We start from the raw sequence: 19,306 nt of genomic DNA, 5'->3' as shown, positions 1-19,306 counted from the left end.
TTCGGGTCCTACGGCATCGCGTTGCGCGGGGCGGTGGCGACGAGGCGGTGCCCCGAGACCTCGGCGCCGGCATCCGGGCTGAGCCGCCGGAACGCGAAGAACGACATCACCGAGATCAGCGCCACGGCGAGGAAGGCGGGGGCGAAATCCTGCGCCGCGATCTCGGTGCGGCCATGCGCGGCGGCGGCGCCCTCCAGGGCCAGCGCCCCGAGGGACACCCCGAGGCTCAGCGAGAGCTGCTGCGCCACGCTGGCGAGACTGGTGGCGGCGCTCATGTCGCGGTTCTCCAGCTCGGCATACGCGATGGCGTTGACGCAGGTGAATTGCAGCGAGCGCACGCAGCCGCCGATCAGCAGGATGCAGATGATGACCGCGTGCGGAGTCTCCGCGGTGAAGAGGCCGTTCACCGCCAGGAAGGCCGAGGCGACGAGGGCATTGACGAGCATCACCCGCCGGAAGCCGTAGGCGCGCAGGATGCGCGGGCCGATGATCTTGATCAGGAGCGCGCCGGCCGCCGCCGCGAAGGTGATCAGGCCCGAGCGCAGGGGATCGAGGCCGAAGCCGATCTGCAGCAGCAGCGGCAGCAGGAACGGGATCGCCCCGGTGCCGATCCGGAACAGGCTGCCGCCGGTCACCGCGGCGCGGAAGGTCGGATAACGCAGCAGGTCGAGGCGGATCACCGGATGGGCGATGCCGCGCGAATGCCGGAAATACAGCACCAGCAGGACGGCGCCGGCCACGAGGCAGCCCCAGGAGACGCCGTCCGGCAGGAGGTGGCGCCCGGTGGAGGCGAGCCCGAGCATCAGCGTGGCGAGCCCCAGTCCGGAGAGCAGGAAGCCGAGGACGTCGAGGGGCGGGCGCTCGGCTTCGCGGACGTTCTCGAAATAGATCGTCGACAGCACGATGCCGACGATCCCGATCGGGATGTTGATGAAGAAGATCCAGCGCCAGTCGAAGTAGGTGGTGATGAAGCCGCCCAGCGGCGGCCCGCAGATCGGTCCGATCAGGGCGGGAATCGTCAGGTAGGCCAAGGCGCTGACGAGCTCGCTCTTGGGCACGCTGCGCAGGATCACGAGGCGTCCCACCGGCACCATCATGGCACCGCCGACCCCCTGGAAGAACCGCGCGGCGACGAAGCCCGTGAGCGAGTTCGAGGCCGCGCAGGCCAGCGAGCCGGCCATGAACACCCCGAGCGCGACCCGGAACACCGTGCGGGCGCCGAAGCGGTCGGCCATCCAGCCGCTGATCGGGATGAAGATCGCCAGGCTGACGAGATAGGCGGTCAGGGCGAGCTTGAGGGCGATCGGGTCCTCGTTCAGGCTGCGGGCGATGGCCGGGAGCGCGGTGGCGATCACGGTCGAATCCGTGTTCTCCATGAACAGCGCGGTGGCGACGACGAGGGGAACGATCTGGGACGTGCGCATCGGCGAGACATAGGTCCGGTCGGGCCGTTCGGGTGCCTCATACCGACGAAAAGCTGCACTGCGCCAAGTACACGTCCGGTGACGAATGGCACGGGATGAAAGGGGCATGCCGCACGTGCAGAGCCTGGGGCTTCCGACGGCGTGGCCCTGCGGCCACATCGGTCCAGCTTCGGACGATCGGCGCCCTCGCTCACCTTTCCACAATGTTGCTGGAGCCGCTAAGCTCGGCGGCATGATCTGGACGCCGCGGGTCTCCTCCGGGAGGCGTGCCGAGCGTCCACCCGCGCGTCCCCAAGAAAGTCACCGATGCTTCCGAGGTTCGAACATCGACGCAGGCTGGCAGGCTTCGTCTCCTGCCTCGCCCTGGCGGCCGCGGTCGCCGGGTGCGGCACCGTCGTGCTCACCGAATCGGGCGCCCTGACCCGATACGACCGCCTTGCCGGCAGCGACGAGACGGCCAGCTCTTCCAGGATCTTCGTCGATCCGGCGGCCCTCGCGGCCACCCGTACAGTGCGGATCGTGCCCACCACCTTCTCCGAGGTCGTGGCGCCGGGGCTGACCCCGGCCGAGCGCAAGCTCGTCGCCAACGCGGCCGACCGCGCGCTCTGCTACGAACTCTCCCTGCGCTACGACGTGGTCTCCGGCCGGAAAGCGGACCTCACCGTGCGCTCGGCGGTGACCCGGATCGACCTCACCAACGTGCCGGCGGCCGGCGCCACGGTGGCGACCTCGGCGGGCATCACCATCGCGTCCCAGCTCGGCGCCGGCTTCGCGACGGCGGTGGGCCGCATCCCGATCCCGCGCATCCCGATCGGCCTCGGCAGCCTCACGGTGGAGGCCGAGGCGCTCGACAGCCGCAACGTGCAGCGGGCCGCCATGGTCTGGGGCGGGGCGAGCAATGCCTTCACCAACCAGGCCCGGTTCTCGCCGGCCAGCGATGCCTACGACCTCGCCGGCGAATTCGGCCAGGATTTCGGCTTCTACCTCGCCACCGGGCAGGACCCGTTCAAGGCGCCGCTCACGCTGCCGACCTACGACCGCGTCCGCATCACCACCCTCGGCGAAGCGCCTCTCGACCCGGATTGCGAGGCCTTCGGCCGCGCCCCCGGCCTCGACGGCATTCTGGGCGACTATGTCGGCGCGCCGCCGGAATGGACGGACAAGGGACCGGCCGAGGGCCTGCCGGGCGCACCGCGAGGCGTGCGCTAGGCGCAACCCCCACCGGAGAACGGCGCCGCGGGCGCATTTTCCTGTCGGACGGGCTCACCGGCGGCTTTGCGCCGGTTCCCCGCGCATGATACTGGCCCGTGCCAACCCAGTGACGTCGGAACGCCCGCGAGGGCCCGGCGCAGCACCCGTTCCGGAGTTGGTTCATGGCCCGCATCACCGCTGAGTCCATCATTGAGGGCCTGACCTTCGACGACGTCCTGCTGCGCCCCGCAGCCTCCTCGGTCATGCCCGCGGACGTGAAGATCGCGAGCCGGCTCACCCGCTCGATCCACCTCAACCTGCCGATCCTGGCTTCGGCCATGGACACCGTCACCGAGGCGCCGATGGCCATCGCCATGGCGCAGAACGGCGGCATGGGCGTCATCCACCGCAACCTCGAGCCCGCCGAGCAGGCCGAGCAGGTCCGCCTCGTCAAGAAGTACGAGTCGGGCATGGTGCTGAACCCCATCACCATCCATCCCGACGAGACCCTGGCGGACGCGTTCTCGCTGATGAAGCAGAACCGCATCTCGGGTATTCCGGTGGTGGAGCGCGGCCCCAACGGCTCGCGCGGCAAGCTCGTCGGCATCCTTACCAACCGCGACGTGCGCTTCGCCACCAACGCGACCGAGACCGTCGCCGACCTGATGACCCGCGACCGGCTCATCACCGTGCGCGAGGGCGTGAGCCAGGACGAGGCCAAGCGCCTGCTGCACCAGTTCCGCATCGAGAAGCTGCTCGTCGTCGACGACCACTACCGCTGCATCGGCCTCATCACCGTCAAGGACATCGAGAAGCAGGTCGCCTATCCGGGCGCGGTCAAGGACGAGCAGGGCCGCCTGCGGGTCGCCGCCGCCACCACCACGGGCGACGGCGGCTTCGAGCGGGCCGAGCGCCTCATCGATGCCGGCTGCGACGTCATCGTGGTCGACACCGCCCACGGCCACTCGATCAAGGTCCTCGACGCCGTGCGACGGGTGAAGCAGCTCTCCAACGCCGTGCAGGTGGTGGCCGGCAACGTCGCGACGCGCGACGGCGCCCAGGCCCTGATCGATGCCGGCGCTGACGCCATCAAGGTCGGCATCGGCCCCGGCTCGATCTGCACCACCCGGATCGTCGCCGGTGTCGGCGTGCCCCAGCTCACCGCCCTGATGGAGGCCGTCGAGGCCGCGCAGAGCGCCGACGTGCCGGTCATCGCCGACGGCGGCATCAAGTACTCGGGCGACCTCGCCAAGGCGATCGCGGCCGGCGCCTCCGTCGCCATGCTGGGCTCGCTCCTGGCCGGCACCGACGAGGCGCCCGGCGAGGTGTTCCTGCACCAGGGCCGCTCCTACAAGAGCTACCGCGGCATGGGCTCGGTGGGCGCCATGGCCCGCGGCTCGGCCGACCGCTACTTCCAGGCCGAGGTCAGCGACACGCACAAGCTCGTCCCCGAGGGCATCGAGGGGCAGGTGCCCTACAAAGGCCCGGTGGCGGCGGTGCTGCACCAGCTCGCCGGCGGGCTGCGGGCCGCCATGGGCTATGTCGGCGCCCCGACGATCCCCGACTTCCAAGAGAAGGCGCAGTTCATCCGCATCACCAATGCGGGCCTGCGCGAGAGCCACGTCCACGACGTGACCATCACCCGCGAGAGCCCGAACTATCCCGGTCGCGCCTGAACAGCCCTGGGGCGCCCGCGCCGGACGTCCGGCCGGGCCACCGCGCGAAGGAACCGCCGTGACCGTCCAAGCCATCCTGGCGCCCGTCTTCGCGCAGGTCCTCCTGACCTTCGCGCTGCTGTTCTGGACGGGGCGCCGGCGCCTCTCCGCCGTGCGCGGCGGCGCTGCGAAGGGCCGTGAGCTCTCTCTGGGCCAGCGCAACTGGCCCGCCCCAGCCCAGCAGGCCGCCAACAGCTTCTCGAACCAGTTCGAGATCCCGGTCCTGTTCTACGTCCTCGTCGGCTTCGCCCTGGCGACGCGCAAGGCCGACCTGATGTTCGTGATCCTGGCCTGGGTCTTCGTCGCGACCCGCTTCGTCCATGCCGGGGTCTACCTCACCACGAATCACATCCCCTACCGCTTCCGCGCCTATGCCATCGGCACGCTGGTGCTGCTGGTGATGTGGATCCTCTTCGCGATTCGAATATTGCTGGCGCCGATCGGCGTCTGACCCGCGGCATCGACGGGATCGGAGCCACGTCGGGGCTTGATCCAAGAACGACGAAAGGGATGAGACCATGCGCGTGCTCGTTGTCGGCGCCGGAGCCACCGGTGGATACTTTGGCGCGCGCCTCGCGGAGGCCGGTCGCGACGTCACCTTCCTCGTGCGTCCGACCCGCGCGGCCAAGCTCGCCAGCGCCGGCCTGACGGTCGAGAGCCCCGCCGGCGACCTGCACATTCCGGCACCCCGGACGGTGACCGCCGCCGACCTCGCCGCCGGCAAGGGCGGCGCCTTCGGCCTCGTGCTGTTCTCGTGCAAGGCCTACGATCTCGACAGCGCCATCGCCGACGTCGCTCCGGCCGTCGGCCCCGACACGTCGATCCTGCCGCTGCTCAACGGCATGCGCCACCTCGACGCGTTGGACATGGTATACGGTGCGGACCGGGTACTGGGCGGCGCCTGCGCCATCGTGGCGACCCTCGGCCCCGCGGGCGAGATCCGCCAGATGAATCCGCTCCACACCCTGACCTATGGCGAGCGGGCCGGCGGCCGCTCCGCCCGGGTCGAGGCCATCGAGGCCCTGATGCGGGGCGCGAACTTCCAGCCGCGCCTCAGCGAGACCATGGTGCTGGAAATGTGGGAGAAATGGAGCTTCCTGGCGACGCTGGCCGGCTCCACCTGCCTGATGCGCGCCACCATCGGCGACATCGTCGCCGCTCCTGGCGGCCTCGCCTTCATCGAGGCGCTGATGGAGGAGTGCCGCGCCATCGCCGAGGCCGCCGGCCACGCGCCGCGGCAAACCGCTCTGGACAACACACGCAAGACCCTCACGGCCGAAGGCTCGGCCTTCACCGCCTCGATGCTGCGCGACATCGAAGGCGGCGCCCGGATCGAGGCCGATCACATCATCGGCGACCTGATCGCGCGGGCCCCCGACGCGGCCGGGCACCCGATGCTCGACCACGTCTACACGCATCTCAAGGCCTACGAGAACCGCCGCGGCCGCGAGACGGCGGCTCAGTAGCGCGGGCCGGGCGGCGGGGGAGGGGGCGCGCCGTATTCGAGTTGGGTCTTGGCATCGAGCCGGCGCGGAGGCGGGGCCGACAGGTCGGGAGCGTCCGGCGCCGGGGAACAGGCGGCGACCGCCAGCATGACGAGGCCGGCGAGGCTGAGATGGATGACGGGAGACATGGGGTTCTCTAAAGCTCCGGGCGTCCGCTCCGCGCGGCTCCAAGGTTCAAGCTGAGCCGTAAACGCGCCGGAAGCTCGACTGTATTGTGTCCGGCCGCCGCCCGAAGCGTGGCCGTATCGCGGCGCCCGCCGATGAATCCGAGGATCTTGCCCTGACGCCCCCCGCACGCCTCTCCGCCGCCATCGAGGTCCTCGCCGATATCGCCGCGCGCCGCCGCCCCGCCGCTGATGCCCTGAAGGATTGGGGTCTCGCTCACCGCTTTGCCGGCTCGGGCGATCGGGCCGCCATCGCCAGCCTCGTCTACGACGCCCTGCGCCGGCGCGCTTCCGCCGCCTGGATCATGGCGGACGAGAGCCCGCGCAGCCTCGTCATCGGTATGCTGCGGCTGCAATACGGCCGCGCCGCCCCAACCATCGCAGAGATGTTCAGTGGCGAGCGCTTCGCCCCGGAGCCCCTGTCCGACGACGAACGGAGGCGTCTGGCCGAGGGGACGCTGGCCGACGCACCACTGCATGTCGCCGGCGACGTGCCCGAATGGGTTCTGCCCTCACTGGCAGCGACTCTCGGCTCCGAGACCCTCGACGAGTTGCGTGCCTTGAGCCGGCGCGCGCCCCTCGACATTCGGATCAACACCCTGAAGCGCAGCCACGCGGAGGCCCTGGCAGGCCTCGCCCACCTGACCCCGGAGCCGACCCCGCACGCGCCGAACGGCCTGCGCATCCCCATCGGCGAGGACGGGCGGGGACTCGCCCTCCATGTCGAGCCGGAATTCATCGACGGCTGGTACGAGATCCAGGACGAGGGCTCGCAACTCGCGAGTCTCCTGTGCGGCGCACGGCCCGGCGAGACCATCATCGACCTCTGCGCCGGCGGCGGCGGCAAGACCCTGAGTCTGGCCGCGATGATGGAGAATTCGGGCCGTCTGGTGGCCAGCGACGACGATCCGCGCCGGCTCGCCCCAATCCACGAACGCCTGCGCCGGGCGGGCGCCACCGCGGAGATTCGCACGCCCCGCGCCGGCAAGGCCCGCACCGACGTCCTCGCCGACCTCGACGGCAGCGCCGACCGCGTGCTCGTGGATGCCCCCTGCACCGGCTCCGGCACCTGGCGGCGCAATCCCGACGCCAAGTGGCGGATGCGCCCGAATGCCCTGAGCACCCGCAGCGCCGACCAAGCCACAGTGCTCGACCGGGCAGCGCGGCTGGTGCGCCCCGGTGGTCGCATCACCTACATCACGTGCTCGCTTCTGACCGAGGAGAACGATGCAGCCATCGCCGGCTTTCTCGGGCGCCGTTCGGAGGATTTTGCAGTGGTCTCCGCCTCGCAGATCCTCGCCGCATACGCACCCGACCTCGGCCCGGCTATTCGCCTGACGCAGCATGGCCTTCAGATGAGTCCCGCCCGGACCGGCACCGACGGCTTCTACGTCGCCACCCTCCAGCGGAGCGACTGAAACGCGGAATGGCCCCGCGAGGGGCCATTCCGGAAGTTCAAGCCGCTGCCCCTGAGAGGCGGCGGCGCACGTCTCAGAAGCAGCGGCGCTTGCGCACCACGACCACCCGGCCCAGCGGCCCGCGGCGCTTGGTGACGACGGTCGTGCAGCGAGGGCCGCGGATCACTCGGCGCTCGACGACGCGGACCTGCTCCAGCCCGCTGGCCGGTGCAATTCCGGCCGGGACGGGCAGGGCGGAAGCCGAGGTGGTTCCGAAACCGGCGAGGGCGAGGGTGGCGATCCCGAAGATGGTGGCTCTCATGGCTGAGGCTCCTGTTCGTTGCTGGGGGGCACGGTGTCGTCGCTGGGCGGTGAACGGACAGTTAACGCCTGGGAGCCCCGCATCCCCAGCCCGATGCCGATCGCGTGACGACTCTGCGGGCCGATCCGTTGCACCGGATCGAGGCCTCGTCTAACTCCGGTTCCATGACGACAGAACACGACAAGATCCTCATCGTGGATTTCGGCAGCCAGGTGACGCAGCTCATCGCGCGCCGCGTACGCGAGGAGGGGGTCTATTGCGAGATCGTTCCCTTCACCAAGGCCGCCGAAGCCTTTGCCGAGACGAAGCCCAAGGGCGTGATCCTTTCCGGTGGTCCCGAATCGGTGACTACCGAGGCCTCGCCCCGGACGCCCCAGATCGTGTTCGATTCCGGCGTTCCGGTCTTCGGCATCTGCTACGGCCAGCAGACCATGGCGGCCCAGCTCGGCGGTGAGGTCGAAGGTGGGCATCACGCCGAGTTCGGCCGGGCCGAGATCGAGATCCTCTCGGAATGCCCCCTTTTCAAGGGCGTCTGGCACGTGGGCGAACATTACCCTGTCTGGATGAGCCACGGCGATCGCGTCACCAAGCTGCCGGACGGCTTCACCACGGTCGCCATGTCGAAGAACGCTCCCTTCGCGGCGGTGGCCGACGAAGCGCGCAACTACTACGCCGTGCAGTTCCACCCCGAAGTGGCACACACGCCGCACGGCGCCCTGTTGATCCGGAACTTCGTGCGCGACATCGCCGGCTGCTCCGGCGACTGGACCATGGGTGCCTACCGCGAGGAGGCGATCGAGAAGATCCGCGCGCAGGTCGGTCAGGAGCGGGTGATCTGCGGCCTGTCCGGCGGTGTCGATTCCGCCGTGGCCGCGGTGCTCATCCACGAGGCGATCGGCGAGCAGCTTACCTGCGTCTTCGTCGATCACGGCCTCCTGCGCATGGGCGAGGCCGAGGAGGTCGTCCGCCTGTTCCGCGACCATTACAACATCCCCCTCGTCCACGTGGAGGCCCAGGATCTGTTCCTGGGCGAGCTGACCGGCGTCAGTGACCCGGAGCAGAAGCGCAAGACGATCGGACGCCTGTTCATCGACGTGTTCGAGGCCGAATCGAAGAAGATCGGCGGCGCCGCCTTCCTCGCCCAGGGCACACTCTACCCGGACGTGATCGAGAGCGTGTCGTTCACCGGCGGCCCCTCCGTCACCATCAAGTCCCACCACAATGTCGGTGGGCTGCCCGAGCGCATGAACATGCAGCTCGTCGAGCCCCTGCGCGAGCTTTTCAAGGACGAGGTCCGCGTACTGGGCAAGGAGCTGGGCCTGCCAGAAGCCTTCGTTGGGCGTCACCCCTTCCCGGGCCCGGGTCTCGCCATCCGCTGCCCGGGCACGATCACCCCCGAGAAGCTCGAAGCCCTGCGCAAGGCAGATGCGATCTACCTCGACGAGATCCGCAAGGCCGGTCTGTACGACACGATCTGGCAGGCCTTCGCGGTCATTCTGCCCGTGAAGACCGTCGGCGTGATGGGCGACGGCCGCACCTATGACCACGTCTGCGCCCTGCGCGCCGTGACCTCGGTCGACGGCATGACCGCCGACTTCTACCCCTTCGACATGACCTTCCTGGGCCGGGTCGCCACGCGGATCATCAACGAAGTCAAGGGGATCAACCGAGTGACCTACGACATCACCTCGAAGCCGCCCGGGACGATCGAGTGGGAGTGAGCTCGGGGCGGCTCCGTCAGAGCAGAACAATCTTTCTGTCAGCGACATGGCTGTCGGCAAAATAAAGCGCATCTGGGCCGGATGACCCTTGCAGCGCTACGGTTGGCATGTAGTATACCAAAGGTCCCTCCCAGGGATTCATGTGACGCAACTTTAACCCCGCAGACCTTAGGGTCCGCGGGGTTTTGTCGTCCCGACATTCCGCGTCACGGGAGGTTCGGGTGAAGGCCTCGTTTTAGGAAGCGTTCCGCGTAACGGAATGACCTGCCTGAGTAGGCAAGGAAGCCACACCGATCGCGCGTTGCGCGAGGCGACCAAAACGTGAATCGGCCACGCTTGTATCTCTAGCGACGGCCCTCTACAGACCGACGCGCCATCCGGTCGGGTCGGTTGAGTGCATAAATGCGATGACGCGCGAGATTAATCAGATGACTGACCCTCAGGGTTCGTTCGCTCCACTCGCCGGCCTGAAGCATCGCACACAGATCTCAATTCTGTTAGTTGCCTCAATTCTTTTCGTTGCTGGATTTCTCTGGCTTCCGGGCACGTTTGCGGGTGCTTCGACATCCTCGACGCCGGCGGCCGTCACGGTCGCGCCCTCGGGCCCTGGCGACTTTGTCCTCAGCGCCGACCAACTCGCGGCCATAGACACGGAGACGGTTGAGCAGCGCCTCTTCTACGAGGAGATCACGACCGAGGGTAAGATCGGCGTCGACGAGTATCAGGCGACACCGGTGTTTTCGCCCTATCCAGGTCGTGTCATCGCCATCTTCGCGCGCACCGGCGAACAGGTGCAGAAGGGCGAGCGATTGTTCTCGATCCAGGCCAATGAGATGGTTCAGGCTCAGAACGACTATCTTGCAGCGCTCAACGTCCTGGCCAAGGCGCGCTCGCAGCTCGGCTACGCCCAGGCGGCCGAGAAACGCCTGCACGACCTCTATGATTCGCGGGTCACCACCCTGCGGGAGCTCCAGTCCGCGCAGAACGACCTGAACACGGCCAGCAACGATGCCCGGACGGCCGAGGTCGGCCTCGAGGCGGTGCGCAACCGCCTGCGCATCCTCGGACTGCGCGACGACGAGGTCGCCAACCTGCAGAAGGGTTCGATCAATCCCGAGACGGCGATCAATGCGCCCCTGAAGGGAACCATCATCCAGCGCAAGATCGGACCGGGCCAGTATGTCGGCACCGGCGGCAGCGACCCCTCCTACATCATCGGCGACCTGTCCAAGGTCTGGCTCATCGCGCAGTTGCGTGAACCGGATGCGGCCAAGGTCGACCTCGGCGACCGCCTCAAGTTTCGTGTCCTGGCCTATCCCGACAAGACCTTCGAGGGTCGGATCAATTTCATCGGCTCCTCGGTCGATCCCGCGACACGCCGAATCACTGTCCGGGCCGACATCGACAACAGCCAGAACCTGCTGAAGCCCGAGATGTACGCCACCGTGCGCGTCATCAACGAGCGGGAGACCTTGTCGCAGTCGGTTCCGCGCGCGGCCGTGGTCCTCGAGGGCAGCAAGGCGAGCGTCTGGGTGCTCAAGACCGACAATTCCGTCGAGAACCGCCGGGTCAAGCCCGGCATCATCGACGGAGCCAAGATCGAGATCCTCGAAGGTCTGGCGACGGGCGAGCGCGTGATCTCGCGCGGCTCCCTGTTCATCGACCGGATGGTGACCCGGGGCTGATCCGTCGGCCCTCGGCAGCAGGAAACCCACGCATGACCGGCCTCGTCCATCTCGCGCTGCGCCAGCGTGCCCTGGTGGTGCTCGCGTTCGTCCTGTTGCTGGCCTGCGGGCTGGTGGCCTTCCGAACCCTGAACATCGAAGCCTATCCGGATCCGACCCCGCCGATGATCGACGTGATCACGCAGGCGCCGGGCCTTTCGGGTGAGGAAATCGAGCGCTACGTCACCGTGCCGATCGAAGTGATCACTTCGGGCCTGCCAAATCTAAAGCAGGTCCGTTCGGTCTCGCTCTACGGCCTGTCTGACGTGAAGCTGCAGTTCGGATTCGAGTTCAGCTATCGCGAGGCCGAGCAGCAGGTACTCAACCGGCTGGCCCAGCTCGATGCCCTGCCGAACGGCGCCAAACCCACGATCTCTCCGGTGAGCCCGATCGGCGAGATCTTCCGCTACAAGCTTACGGCTCCGGCTGGCTACAGCGTTCTCGACTTGAAGTCCCTTCAGGATTGGGTCCTGCGCCGCCGCTTCCGCGCCGTGCCGGGCGTCATCGACGTGATCGGCTGGGGCGGCAAGACGAAGACCTTCGACATCGCGGTGGACCTCGACCGGCTCACTGCCTACGGCTTGACCCTCTCGGGCGTGGTGAAAACGCTGAACGATAGCAACCTCAACGTCGGCGGCAACCGGATCAACCTCGGGACGCAGTCGGCGGTGGTGCGTGGCGTCGGCCTGATTCGCTCGACGGACGACATCGGCGAGACCGTGCTGACCCAGTCGGGCGGCGCGCCAGTGCTGGTCAAGGACGTCGCCACCGTCACCATCGGGCATCAGCCGCGCCTCGGCATCGCCGGCATGAACGACGACGACGACATCGTCCAGGGCATCGTTCTGATGCGGCGTGGCGAGGAAAGCACGCCAACCATCGAGGCCGTCCAGGCGGAGGTCGGACGCATCGAGGCCATGGGCTTGCTGCCGCCCGGCGTGAAGATCGAGCGCATCTACGACCGCGCCGATCTCATCGCCGTCACCACACACACCGTGTTGCACAACATGCTGGTCGGCATCGTCCTGATCCTGATCGTGCAGTGGCTGTTCCTCGGCAACCTGCGTAGCGCCCTCATCGTGGTGGCGACGATCCCCTTCGCGCTGTTCTTCGCCGTGATCATCCTGGTGGTGCGAGGCGAGTCGGCGAACCTGCTCTCCGTCGGCGCCCTGGATTTCGGGCTGATCGTCGACGGCACGGTGATCATGGTCGAGGCGATTTTCCGGCGGCTCTCCGGTCACGGTACCCCGACCGGGGAGGTCGTCCGGCCGGGCCTCGCCGGCAAGCTCCTGCGTATCCGTCAGGCCTCCGGCGACGTCAGTCGCTCGATCGTCTTCGCGGCGATCATCATCGTGACCGGCTTCCTGCCACTCTTCACTCTCACGGGGGTGGAAGGCCACATCTTCGGGCCGATGGCACAGACCTACGCCTATGCGCTGCTCGGTGGTCTCATCGCCACCTTCACGGTGACGCCGGTCCTCTCCGCCTACCTGCTTCCGGCCCATGTCGAGGAAGTCGAGACGATCCTCGTCCGGACCCTCGACCGGCTCTACCGGCCTGCGATCCGCGCCGCCCTGGGTAACCGCATCCTCACCCTCGGCCTCGCGTTGCTGCTCACCGCCGGCGTCGGCGTCGCGGGACGCCAGCTCGGCCTCGAGTTCCTGCCCAAGCTCGAGGAGGGGAATCTCTGGCTTCGCGCCACCATGCCGGCCACGATCTCGCTGGAGGAGGGCAACCTCTACGTCAACCGCATCCGCCGCATCATCGCCGCGGTGCCGGAGGTCGAGAGCGTGGTCTCCCAGCACGGCCGGCCGGATGACGGGACGGATGCGGCCGGCTTCTTCAACGGTGAATTCTTCGCACCCCTCAAGCCGGCGGAGAAGTGGCGCCCGGGTATGAGCAAGGACCGGATGATCGCTGCCCTTCTGGACCGGCTGCGGACCGACTTCCCCGGCGTCGAGTTCAACGTCTCCCAGTACCTGCAGGACAACGTCGCCGAAGCGGTGTCGGGCATCAAGGGCGAGAATTCCTTCAAGGTGTTCGGACCCGACCTCGAAACCTTGACGGAGGTTGCCAACCGGGTCGAAGCGGTGCTGCGCAAAGTCTCCGGCGTCACCGATCTCGGTGTGTTCACGTCGCTCGGCCAGCCGACGGTGCAGATCGACGTCGATCGCATCCGCGCGGCGCGCTACGGCCTCACCCCCGGCGATATCAATGCCACGGTGCGCACCGCCATCGGCGGCGACAGCGCCGGCGACCTCTACGACAGCGGCTCGGACCGGCACTATCCGATCGTGATCCGCCTCGCCGAGCAATTCCGCCAGAGCGTGGCCTCGATCCGCAACCTGCGCATCTCGGGGCAGGGGCCGAACGGAACCCTGATGCAGGTGCCCCTCAGCGAGGTCGCGCAGGTCGCCCTCGTCTCAGGCCCGGCCTACATCTACCGCGAAGGCCAAGAGCGCTACTTGCCGGTCAAGTTCAGCGTTCGCGAACGCGATCTCGGCAGCGCGATCCTGGAGGCGCGCGAGCGTGTGAACACCGAGGTGACCCTACCGCGCGGCTATCGCCTCGAACTCGTGGGCGAGTTCAACAACATGCAGGGCGCCCTGGCGCGCCTGTCAGTCACGGTGCCGATCGCCATCGGCCTCATCGCGATCCTGCTCTTCATGAACTTCGGTTCGGTGATCGACATGCTGCTGGCGCTCAGCGTCATCCCGATGGCAGCGGCCGGCGGCGTCCTCGCGCTGGTGATCACCGACACGCCGTTCAGCGTGTCCGCCGCCATCGGGTTCATCGCGCTGCTGGGCATCGCCGTGATGGATGGCATCATCGTGCTCTCGCATTTCAACGGTCTCATCGCCGAGGGCGAGGAGCGGGTGCGCGCGATGCTTCGGACCTGCCACACACAACTCCGGCCAGTGGTGATGACCTGCGTGGTCGCTGGCGTGGGCCTCCTGCCGGCTGCATTCTCCAACGGCGTGGGTTCGCAGGTTCAGAAGCCGCTGGCGCTGGTGGTCGTCGGCGGCATGAGCCTGGCGCCGCTCCTGATCCTGCTGATCCTGCCGGTGCTCATCATGACGCTGTCACGGCGGAAGCCCGGACTGGCCGAGGATGAGGATGGGGATATGCCGGCAACAGCGGCTTCACACTCGGCTTCGATCACCGCTTGACCCCGCCCAAAACCCCGAGGCGGCATGGGGCCGCCGACGGGTCTCACGCGGGTGATCAGGAAACGCTTGAAGGCGCAGCTGGAAGCGATCGATCGCCTCGCTCTTGCGGCGATGACCGGGTCGACGCACGAACCCGGCGCGATGGCGAGGTCGGTCAGGTGGCTGGGTAGATTTGGCTGACGCGACGCTTGCTCTGAGATCCCCACGACCCGCTCGGAAGCGGGTCGACCATGGGACCGATGGAGTGAGCGTTCAGTTGTTGATGGTGAGCGTGGCCTTTGTCACCGGCATCTCTGGCGGGGTCGCGTCCGCGATCTGGCCCGTAGTCGGATGCGGGGTGCGCGCACTCATCCAATCTGCGCCGATCTGAACGGTCAGCAGGAGCAGAAGCGCCGCCACCAGCACGTTCGCCGCTCGCTGGAACGGACGAACGGACAACCGAACGGCCGCTTCCAATCCATCGGCATCCGTCGTCACGGAGTTCATCCGGTCCGAGATCGGAAGAAGCCACGGCTCACTCGGAAGGGCCTGAAGCCCTCCCATCTCGTGAGCGCCCGGCAGGTTCTGGAACAGTCCGCTGGACATATCCGTACTCCTGGTTGGTGAGTGGCAGCCGAGTGTGGAAGGCTGATCGTTCATGTTCAGTTAATCTGACTTTTTGTTCATTTCAAGTTCAGGATCGGAATGCGCCTTTCGTCGATCCTCCGCTTTGTGTCCGACGGCACTCTCAGAGCGTTCTCCGGGCGATCGTTTCCGCTCCGCGCGATACCGACAGGCTCACGATATGGATCGCGGTCGATCCGGCATCGCCGAGCCGGCGTCGGCTCGACGGAGCCTCGGCCGGCCTGTTTCCCGACCGTCAGCTTCGCAGTCCAGGCGCCTCCTGGCCCGTGCGGGCGACGTACTCGGTGTAGCCGCCGCCATACTGATGGATCCCGTCCGGAGTGAGTTCGAGGACGCGGTTCGACAGGGCGGCGAGGAAGTGCCGATCGTGGCTCACGAACAGCATCGTACCTTCATAGTTCGCCAAGGCGGCGATCAGCATCTCCTTTGTGCCCATGTCGAGGTGGTTGGTGGGCTCGTCGAGAACGAGGAAGTTCGGCGGATCGTAGAGCATCCGGGCCATGACGAGGCGGGCCTTCTCGCCGCCCGAGAGCACTCGGCAGCGCTTCTCCACATCGTCGCCTGAGAAGCCGAAGCAGCCCGCCAGCGCCCGGAGTGAGCCTTGGCCGGCTTGTGGGAAGGAATCCTCGAGAAAACCGAACACCGTGCGATCACCGTCCAGCACATCCATCGCATGCTGGGCGAAATAGCCAAGCTTCACGGTCCCGCCCACCGCGACGCTGCCGTCGTCGGGCTCCGCTGTGCCGGTCACGAGTTTCAGGAGCGTCGACTTGCCGGCCCCATTGATGCCCATCACGCACCAACGCTCGCGACGCCGAATCGAAAAATCGAGGCCCTCGTAGATCGTGCGGCTGCCGTAGCGCTTGTGCACTTTCTTGAGCATCACGACGTCGTCGCCGGAGCGGGGGGCGGGCAGGAACTCGAAGGCGACGCTCTGGCGGCGCTTTGGGGGCTCCACCCGCTCAATCTTGTCGAGTTTCTTCACCCGGCTCTGTACCTGGGCGGCGTGGGAGGCCCGCGCCTTGAAACGCTCGATGAACTTGATCTCCTTGGCGAGCATCGCCTGTTGGCGCTCGAACTGCGCCTGCTGCTGGGTCTCGTTCAGTGCCCGCTGTTGCTCGTAAAAGGCATAGTCGCCCGAATAGGTGGTGAGTTGCCCGCCATCAATCTCGACGATCTTGGTGACGATGCGGTTCATGAACTCGCGGTCGTGCGAGGTCATCAGCAGAGCGCCCTCGTACCCCTTGAGGAAGGCCTCGAGCCAGATCAGGCTCTCCAGGTCAAGGTGGTTGCTCGGTTCGTCGAGGAGCATGGCGTCCGGATTCATCAGAAGGATGCGGGCGAGCGCCACGCGCATCTTCCAGCCGCCCGAGAGCTTGCCGACGTCGCCGTCCATCATCTCCTGGGAAAAGCTGAGGCCCGCCAGAACCTCGTAGGCACGGCCTTCCAGAGCGTATCCGTCGAGTTCCTCGAAACGGGCCTGAACCTCGCCGTAGCGCTCGATCAACGCCTCCATCTCGTCGACCCGCTCGGGATCGGCCAGGGCCTGCTCGACCTCTTTCAGCTCGGCCCCGATCTCGCTGACCGGGCCGGCGCCGTTCATCACCTCGGAGACCACGGTCCGGCCGGACATCTCGCCGACATCCTGGCTGAAGTACCCGATGGTGATGCCCCGGTCGGCGGCGACCTGGCCCTCGTCGGGCTGCTCCTCGCCGGTGATCATCCGGAACAGCGTGGTCTTGCCGGCACCGTTGGGCCCGACGAGGCCGACCTTCTCGCCCCGCTGAAGGGCGGCGGAGGCCTCGATGAAGACGATCTGGCGACCGTTCTGCTTGCCGATTTTTTCGAGGCGGATCATGGTTTCACGGAGGTTCGGGCGGGTTCAGCGGCCTTACGGCATGCGGGCGCCGAGGGGTAGTGCAGGGCGGCACCGGGCCGGCGCCTTCTCCTAGTTCGGCGCCGATGGTCCTTGAGGCGAAGACCGGCTAGGCTGGCCTATTAACGGTCTCTGAGCGCCTCCGATGGTCCACACCGGCTACAATCCGGCGCTCGTCGCCCTGTCCGTCACGATCGCGATTTTCGCCTCCTACACCGCCCTCGATCTTGGGGGACGCGGCCGGGTCTCGGCGGGCGGGCGCCGCTGGGCTTGGATCGCTGCCGCCGCCTGCGCCATGGGCGGAGGCATCTGGTCGATGCACTTCGTCGGAATGCTGGCTTTCGAGATGGGCATGCCGGTCGCCTACGATCTTGGCGCCACGGCCCTGTCCCTTCTGCTCGCCGTCGTCTGCACCGGAGCGGCCTTTGGCTGGATCGGCCGGCGGGGAGCGACGCATCGCGACCTGTTCGTCGCAGGGCCGGTCATGGGCGTTGGAGTGGCCGCCATGCACTACACCGGCATGGCGGCGATGCGCATGCCGGGCCACCTCACCTATGCTTGGCCGCTGGTCGCGCTCTCGGTCGTCATCGCGGTCACGGCGGCGACAGCGGCCCTCTGGCTGACCCTGCGTCGGAACAGCGTGTGGCAGACACTCGTCGCTGCCGGCGTAATGGGCGTCGCGGTCGCGGGCATGCACTACACCGGCATGGCCGCAGCGACCTTCACGGCCGAGGGCGCTGTCGGGCACGCGACCGGCCTCAGCGCCGCGCAGCAGAACCTCGCCCTGGCCGTGGCCGGCGCGACCTTCCTGATCTTGTTCCTGGCAATGCTCGCGTCCTCCTTCGACCAGCAGCGGGTCCAGGGCGAACTGCAGGCCAGCGAGGCGCGCTTCCGTGCCGCCGTGCAGGCGGTGCGCGGCGTGCTCTGGACCAACGATGCAGAGGGCCGGATGCTCGGCGAGCAGCCCGGCTGGAGCGCCATCACCGGCCAGATCCGGACCGAATACGAGGGCTACGGCTGGGCCAACGCGGTTCATCCCGACGACCAGCAGGCCAGTATCGACGCCTGGAACGAGACCGTCCGGGCGAGCCAGACCTTCGTGCACGAGCATCGGGTTCGCTCCGCCGACGGCGCCTGGCGGCACTATGCCATCCGTGCCGTGCCGGTCCTGAATGCCGATGGGTCGATCCGGGAATGGGTTGGAGTGCACACCGACATCACCGAGCAGCGACAAGCGGAGGCGGAACTCCGCGAATCCAACGAGGAGATCCAGCGCTACGCCTACATCGTCAGTCACGATCTGCGCGCGCCCCTCGTCAACGTGATGGGGTTCACGAGCGAGCTGGAGACGACCCGGGACGACGTGCGCGCCGCCCTCCAGGGGCATCCGCAGGCGGAGCGGATCGACGCGGATCTCGGCGAGGCTCTCGGCTTCATCAAGGCTGCAGTGACGCGCATGGAGCGTCTGATCGCCGCCATCCTGAAGCTGTCGCGGGAGGGCCGGCGCAGCTTCACGCCGGAGCGACTCGACATGACGGGCCTCCTGCGGCGCCTCGCGGATGCGCAGCAGCACCAGATCGAGCAGGTAGACGCCCGCGTCACGATCGCACCGGACCTGCCCCGCCTCGTCGCCGACCGGCTGGCGATCGAGCAGATCTTCGGCAATCTCATCGACAACGCGGTGAAGTATCTCGACCCGGCGCGGCCGGGCCGCATCGAGGTCAAGGCACAGGCGCTGGGGGGCGGTCGCATCCGCTACACCGTCGCGGACAATGGCCGGGGCATCGCGGAACGCGACCATGCGCGGGTCTTCGAGCTGTTCCGGCGCTCCGGCGCTCAGGACAAGCCCGGTGAGGGCATCGGACTCGCCCACGTGAAGGCGCTGGTGCGCTCGCTCGGGGGTCGGATCGAGGTCGCGTCGGAACTGGGGGTCGGTACAACCTTCAGCGTGACGCTGCCGCGCGAGACCGCTACAGGTCGGGGACAGGATGAGCCGCCGATGCGGCTCGCTGCGGAATAGGTGCGGAGCGAAGCGTGAACGCCGTCGAAATCGTCATGATCGAAGACGACGAAGGCCATGCGCGCCTGATCGAGCGCAACATCCGCCGTGCCGGCGTGAACAACACCATCCTGCCCTTCCGGGACGGGACGACGGCGCTCGAGTACCTTCTCGGCGCCGATGGAACCGGTGAGGCGAGCGCCAAGCGTCACCTGCTGATCCTCCTCGACCTGAACCTGCCGGACATGACCGGCATCGACATCCTCGAGAAGGTGAAGGCGAATACCCACACCAAGCGCTCGCCCGTCGTCGTCCTGACCACCACCGATGACCAGCGCGAGATCCAGCGCTGCTACGATCTCGGGGCGAACGTCTACATCACCAAGCCGGTGAACTACGAGGGCTTCGCCAACGCCATCCGGCAGCTCGGGCTGTTCTTCTCGGTCATGCAGGTGCCGGAAAACCCATGACGTC

Annotated in this window: 15 protein-coding genes; 10 read left to right on the top strand and 5 right to left on the bottom strand. The window is 67.6% G+C overall.

Annotated elements, in window-relative coordinates; genetic code table 11:
- Window positions 1–8: 8 nt before the first annotated feature.
- Complete coding sequence (locus tag AC0IWM_RS06175; protein ID WP_471753565.1) at window positions 9–1,424, bottom strand: DHA2 family efflux MFS transporter permease subunit; 1,416 nt, start codon at window positions 1,422–1,424, stop codon at window positions 9–11.
- 306 nt (window positions 1,425–1,730) lie between these two features.
- Here AC0IWM_RS06175 and AC0IWM_RS06170 point away from each other — a divergent pair, with 306 nt between their 5' ends.
- The 4 genes from AC0IWM_RS06170 to panE all read left to right on the top strand — a co-directional run bounded on the left by AC0IWM_RS06170 (window position 1,731) and on the right by panE (window position 5,796).
- Entirely contained in the window at window positions 1,731–2,633 is a 903-nt protein-coding gene (locus AC0IWM_RS06170; protein WP_471753564.1) for a DUF3313 domain-containing protein, read from the top strand.
- Between the two features lie 164 nt (window positions 2,634–2,797).
- Entirely contained in the window at window positions 2,798–4,291 is a 1,494-nt protein-coding gene (gene guaB, locus AC0IWM_RS06165; protein WP_471753563.1) for an IMP dehydrogenase, read from the top strand.
- Window positions 4,292–4,349: 58 nt separating this feature from the next.
- A complete protein-coding gene (locus AC0IWM_RS06160) occupies window positions 4,350–4,781 on the top strand; it encodes an MAPEG family protein (RefSeq protein WP_471753562.1) in 432 nt (143 codons plus the stop codon).
- Window positions 4,782–4,848: 67 nt separating this feature from the next.
- Window positions 4,849–5,796, top strand: coding sequence for a 2-dehydropantoate 2-reductase (gene panE / locus AC0IWM_RS06155; RefSeq protein WP_471753561.1), 948 nt, complete (start codon window positions 4,849–4,851; stop codon window positions 5,794–5,796).
- Here panE and AC0IWM_RS06150 read toward each other — a convergent pair.
- Window positions 5,790–5,963, bottom strand: coding sequence for a hypothetical protein (locus AC0IWM_RS06150; RefSeq protein ID WP_471753560.1), 174 nt, complete (start codon window positions 5,961–5,963; stop codon window positions 5,790–5,792). The genes panE and AC0IWM_RS06150 overlap by 7 nt on opposite strands.
- 152 nt (window positions 5,964–6,115) lie before the next feature.
- On the opposite strand from AC0IWM_RS06150, the gene AC0IWM_RS06145 reads away from it, so the two are divergent.
- A complete protein-coding gene (locus AC0IWM_RS06145; protein ID WP_471754105.1) occupies window positions 6,116–7,417 on the top strand; it encodes an RsmB/NOP family class I SAM-dependent RNA methyltransferase in 1,302 nt (433 codons plus the stop codon).
- Window positions 7,418–7,490: 73 nt separating this feature from the next.
- Here AC0IWM_RS06145 and AC0IWM_RS06140 read toward each other — a convergent pair whose 3' ends face one another.
- Entirely contained in the window at window positions 7,491–7,718 is a 228-nt protein-coding gene (locus AC0IWM_RS06140; RefSeq protein WP_471753559.1) for a hypothetical protein, read from the bottom strand.
- Window positions 7,719–7,882: 164 nt separating this feature from the next.
- Here AC0IWM_RS06140 and guaA point away from each other — a divergent pair, with 164 nt between their 5' ends.
- The 3 genes from guaA to AC0IWM_RS06125 all read left to right on the top strand — a co-directional run bounded on the left by guaA (window position 7,883) and on the right by AC0IWM_RS06125 (window position 14,333).
- Complete coding sequence (guaA, locus tag AC0IWM_RS06135; RefSeq protein WP_471753558.1) at window positions 7,883–9,439, top strand: glutamine-hydrolyzing GMP synthase; 1,557 nt, start codon at window positions 7,883–7,885, stop codon at window positions 9,437–9,439.
- A gap of 734 nt (window positions 9,440–10,173) precedes the next feature.
- Complete coding sequence (locus AC0IWM_RS06130) at window positions 10,174–11,124, top strand: efflux RND transporter periplasmic adaptor subunit (protein WP_471753557.1); 951 nt, start codon at window positions 10,174–10,176, stop codon at window positions 11,122–11,124.
- A 32-nt stretch (window positions 11,125–11,156) separates the two neighbouring features.
- Window positions 11,157–14,333: an efflux RND transporter permease subunit gene (locus tag AC0IWM_RS06125; protein WP_471753556.1), complete on the top strand. Its 3,177-nt coding sequence runs from the start codon at window positions 11,157–11,159 to the stop codon at window positions 14,331–14,333.
- A 252-nt stretch (window positions 14,334–14,585) separates the two neighbouring features.
- On the opposite strand, the gene AC0IWM_RS06120 is transcribed toward AC0IWM_RS06125, so the two are convergent.
- Window positions 14,586–14,918, bottom strand: coding sequence for a hypothetical protein (locus AC0IWM_RS06120; RefSeq protein WP_471753555.1), 333 nt, complete (start codon window positions 14,916–14,918; stop codon window positions 14,586–14,588).
- A gap of 274 nt (window positions 14,919–15,192) precedes the next feature.
- Complete coding sequence (locus AC0IWM_RS06115; protein ID WP_471753554.1) at window positions 15,193–16,815, bottom strand: ABC-F family ATP-binding cassette domain-containing protein; 1,623 nt, start codon at window positions 16,813–16,815, stop codon at window positions 15,193–15,195.
- A gap of 163 nt (window positions 16,816–16,978) precedes the next feature.
- Between AC0IWM_RS06115 and AC0IWM_RS06110 the strand changes: the two genes are divergently transcribed.
- Complete coding sequence (locus tag AC0IWM_RS06110) at window positions 16,979–18,853, top strand: MHYT domain-containing protein (protein ID WP_471753553.1); 1,875 nt, start codon at window positions 16,979–16,981, stop codon at window positions 18,851–18,853.
- A gap of 35 nt (window positions 18,854–18,888) precedes the next feature.
- Entirely contained in the window at window positions 18,889–19,302 is a 414-nt protein-coding gene (locus AC0IWM_RS06105) for a response regulator (protein ID WP_056470588.1), read from the top strand.
- Window positions 19,303–19,306: the final 4 nt, after the last annotated feature.

Source organism: Methylobacterium sp. AC433 (assembly GCF_979253015.1).
This window is presented reverse-complemented; position numbering and strand designations above follow the sequence as displayed.

What these genes read in the sequence shown, in the direction of transcription:
- AC0IWM_RS06175 (WP_471753565.1), bottom strand. Translation starts at nt 1,424, where the DNA reads ATGCGCACGTCCCAGATCGTTCCCCTCGTCGTCGCCACCGCGCTGTTC.
- AC0IWM_RS06170 (WP_471753564.1), top strand. Translation starts at nt 1,731, where the DNA reads ATGCTTCCGAGGTTCGAACATCGACGCAGGCTGGCAGGCTTCGTCTCC.
- guaB (WP_471753563.1), top strand. Translation starts at nt 2,798, where the DNA reads ATGGCCCGCATCACCGCTGAGTCCATCATTGAGGGCCTGACCTTCGAC.
- panE (WP_471753561.1), top strand. Translation starts at nt 4,849, where the DNA reads ATGCGCGTGCTCGTTGTCGGCGCCGGAGCCACCGGTGGATACTTTGGC.
- AC0IWM_RS06150 (WP_471753560.1), bottom strand. Translation starts at nt 5,963, where the DNA reads ATGTCTCCCGTCATCCATCTCAGCCTCGCCGGCCTCGTCATGCTGGCG.
- AC0IWM_RS06140 (WP_471753559.1), bottom strand. Translation starts at nt 7,718, where the DNA reads ATGAGAGCCACCATCTTCGGGATCGCCACCCTCGCCCTCGCCGGTTTC.
- guaA (WP_471753558.1), top strand. Translation starts at nt 7,883, where the DNA reads ATGACGACAGAACACGACAAGATCCTCATCGTGGATTTCGGCAGCCAG.
- AC0IWM_RS06125 (WP_471753556.1), top strand. Translation starts at nt 11,157, where the DNA reads ATGACCGGCCTCGTCCATCTCGCGCTGCGCCAGCGTGCCCTGGTGGTG.
- AC0IWM_RS06120 (WP_471753555.1), bottom strand. Translation starts at nt 14,918, where the DNA reads ATGTCCAGCGGACTGTTCCAGAACCTGCCGGGCGCTCACGAGATGGGA.
- AC0IWM_RS06115 (WP_471753554.1), bottom strand. Translation starts at nt 16,815, where the DNA reads ATGATCCGCCTCGAAAAAATCGGCAAGCAGAACGGTCGCCAGATCGTC.
- AC0IWM_RS06110 (WP_471753553.1), top strand. Translation starts at nt 16,979, where the DNA reads ATGGTCCACACCGGCTACAATCCGGCGCTCGTCGCCCTGTCCGTCACG.
- AC0IWM_RS06105 (WP_056470588.1), top strand. Translation starts at nt 18,889, where the DNA reads ATGATCGAAGACGACGAAGGCCATGCGCGCCTGATCGAGCGCAACATC.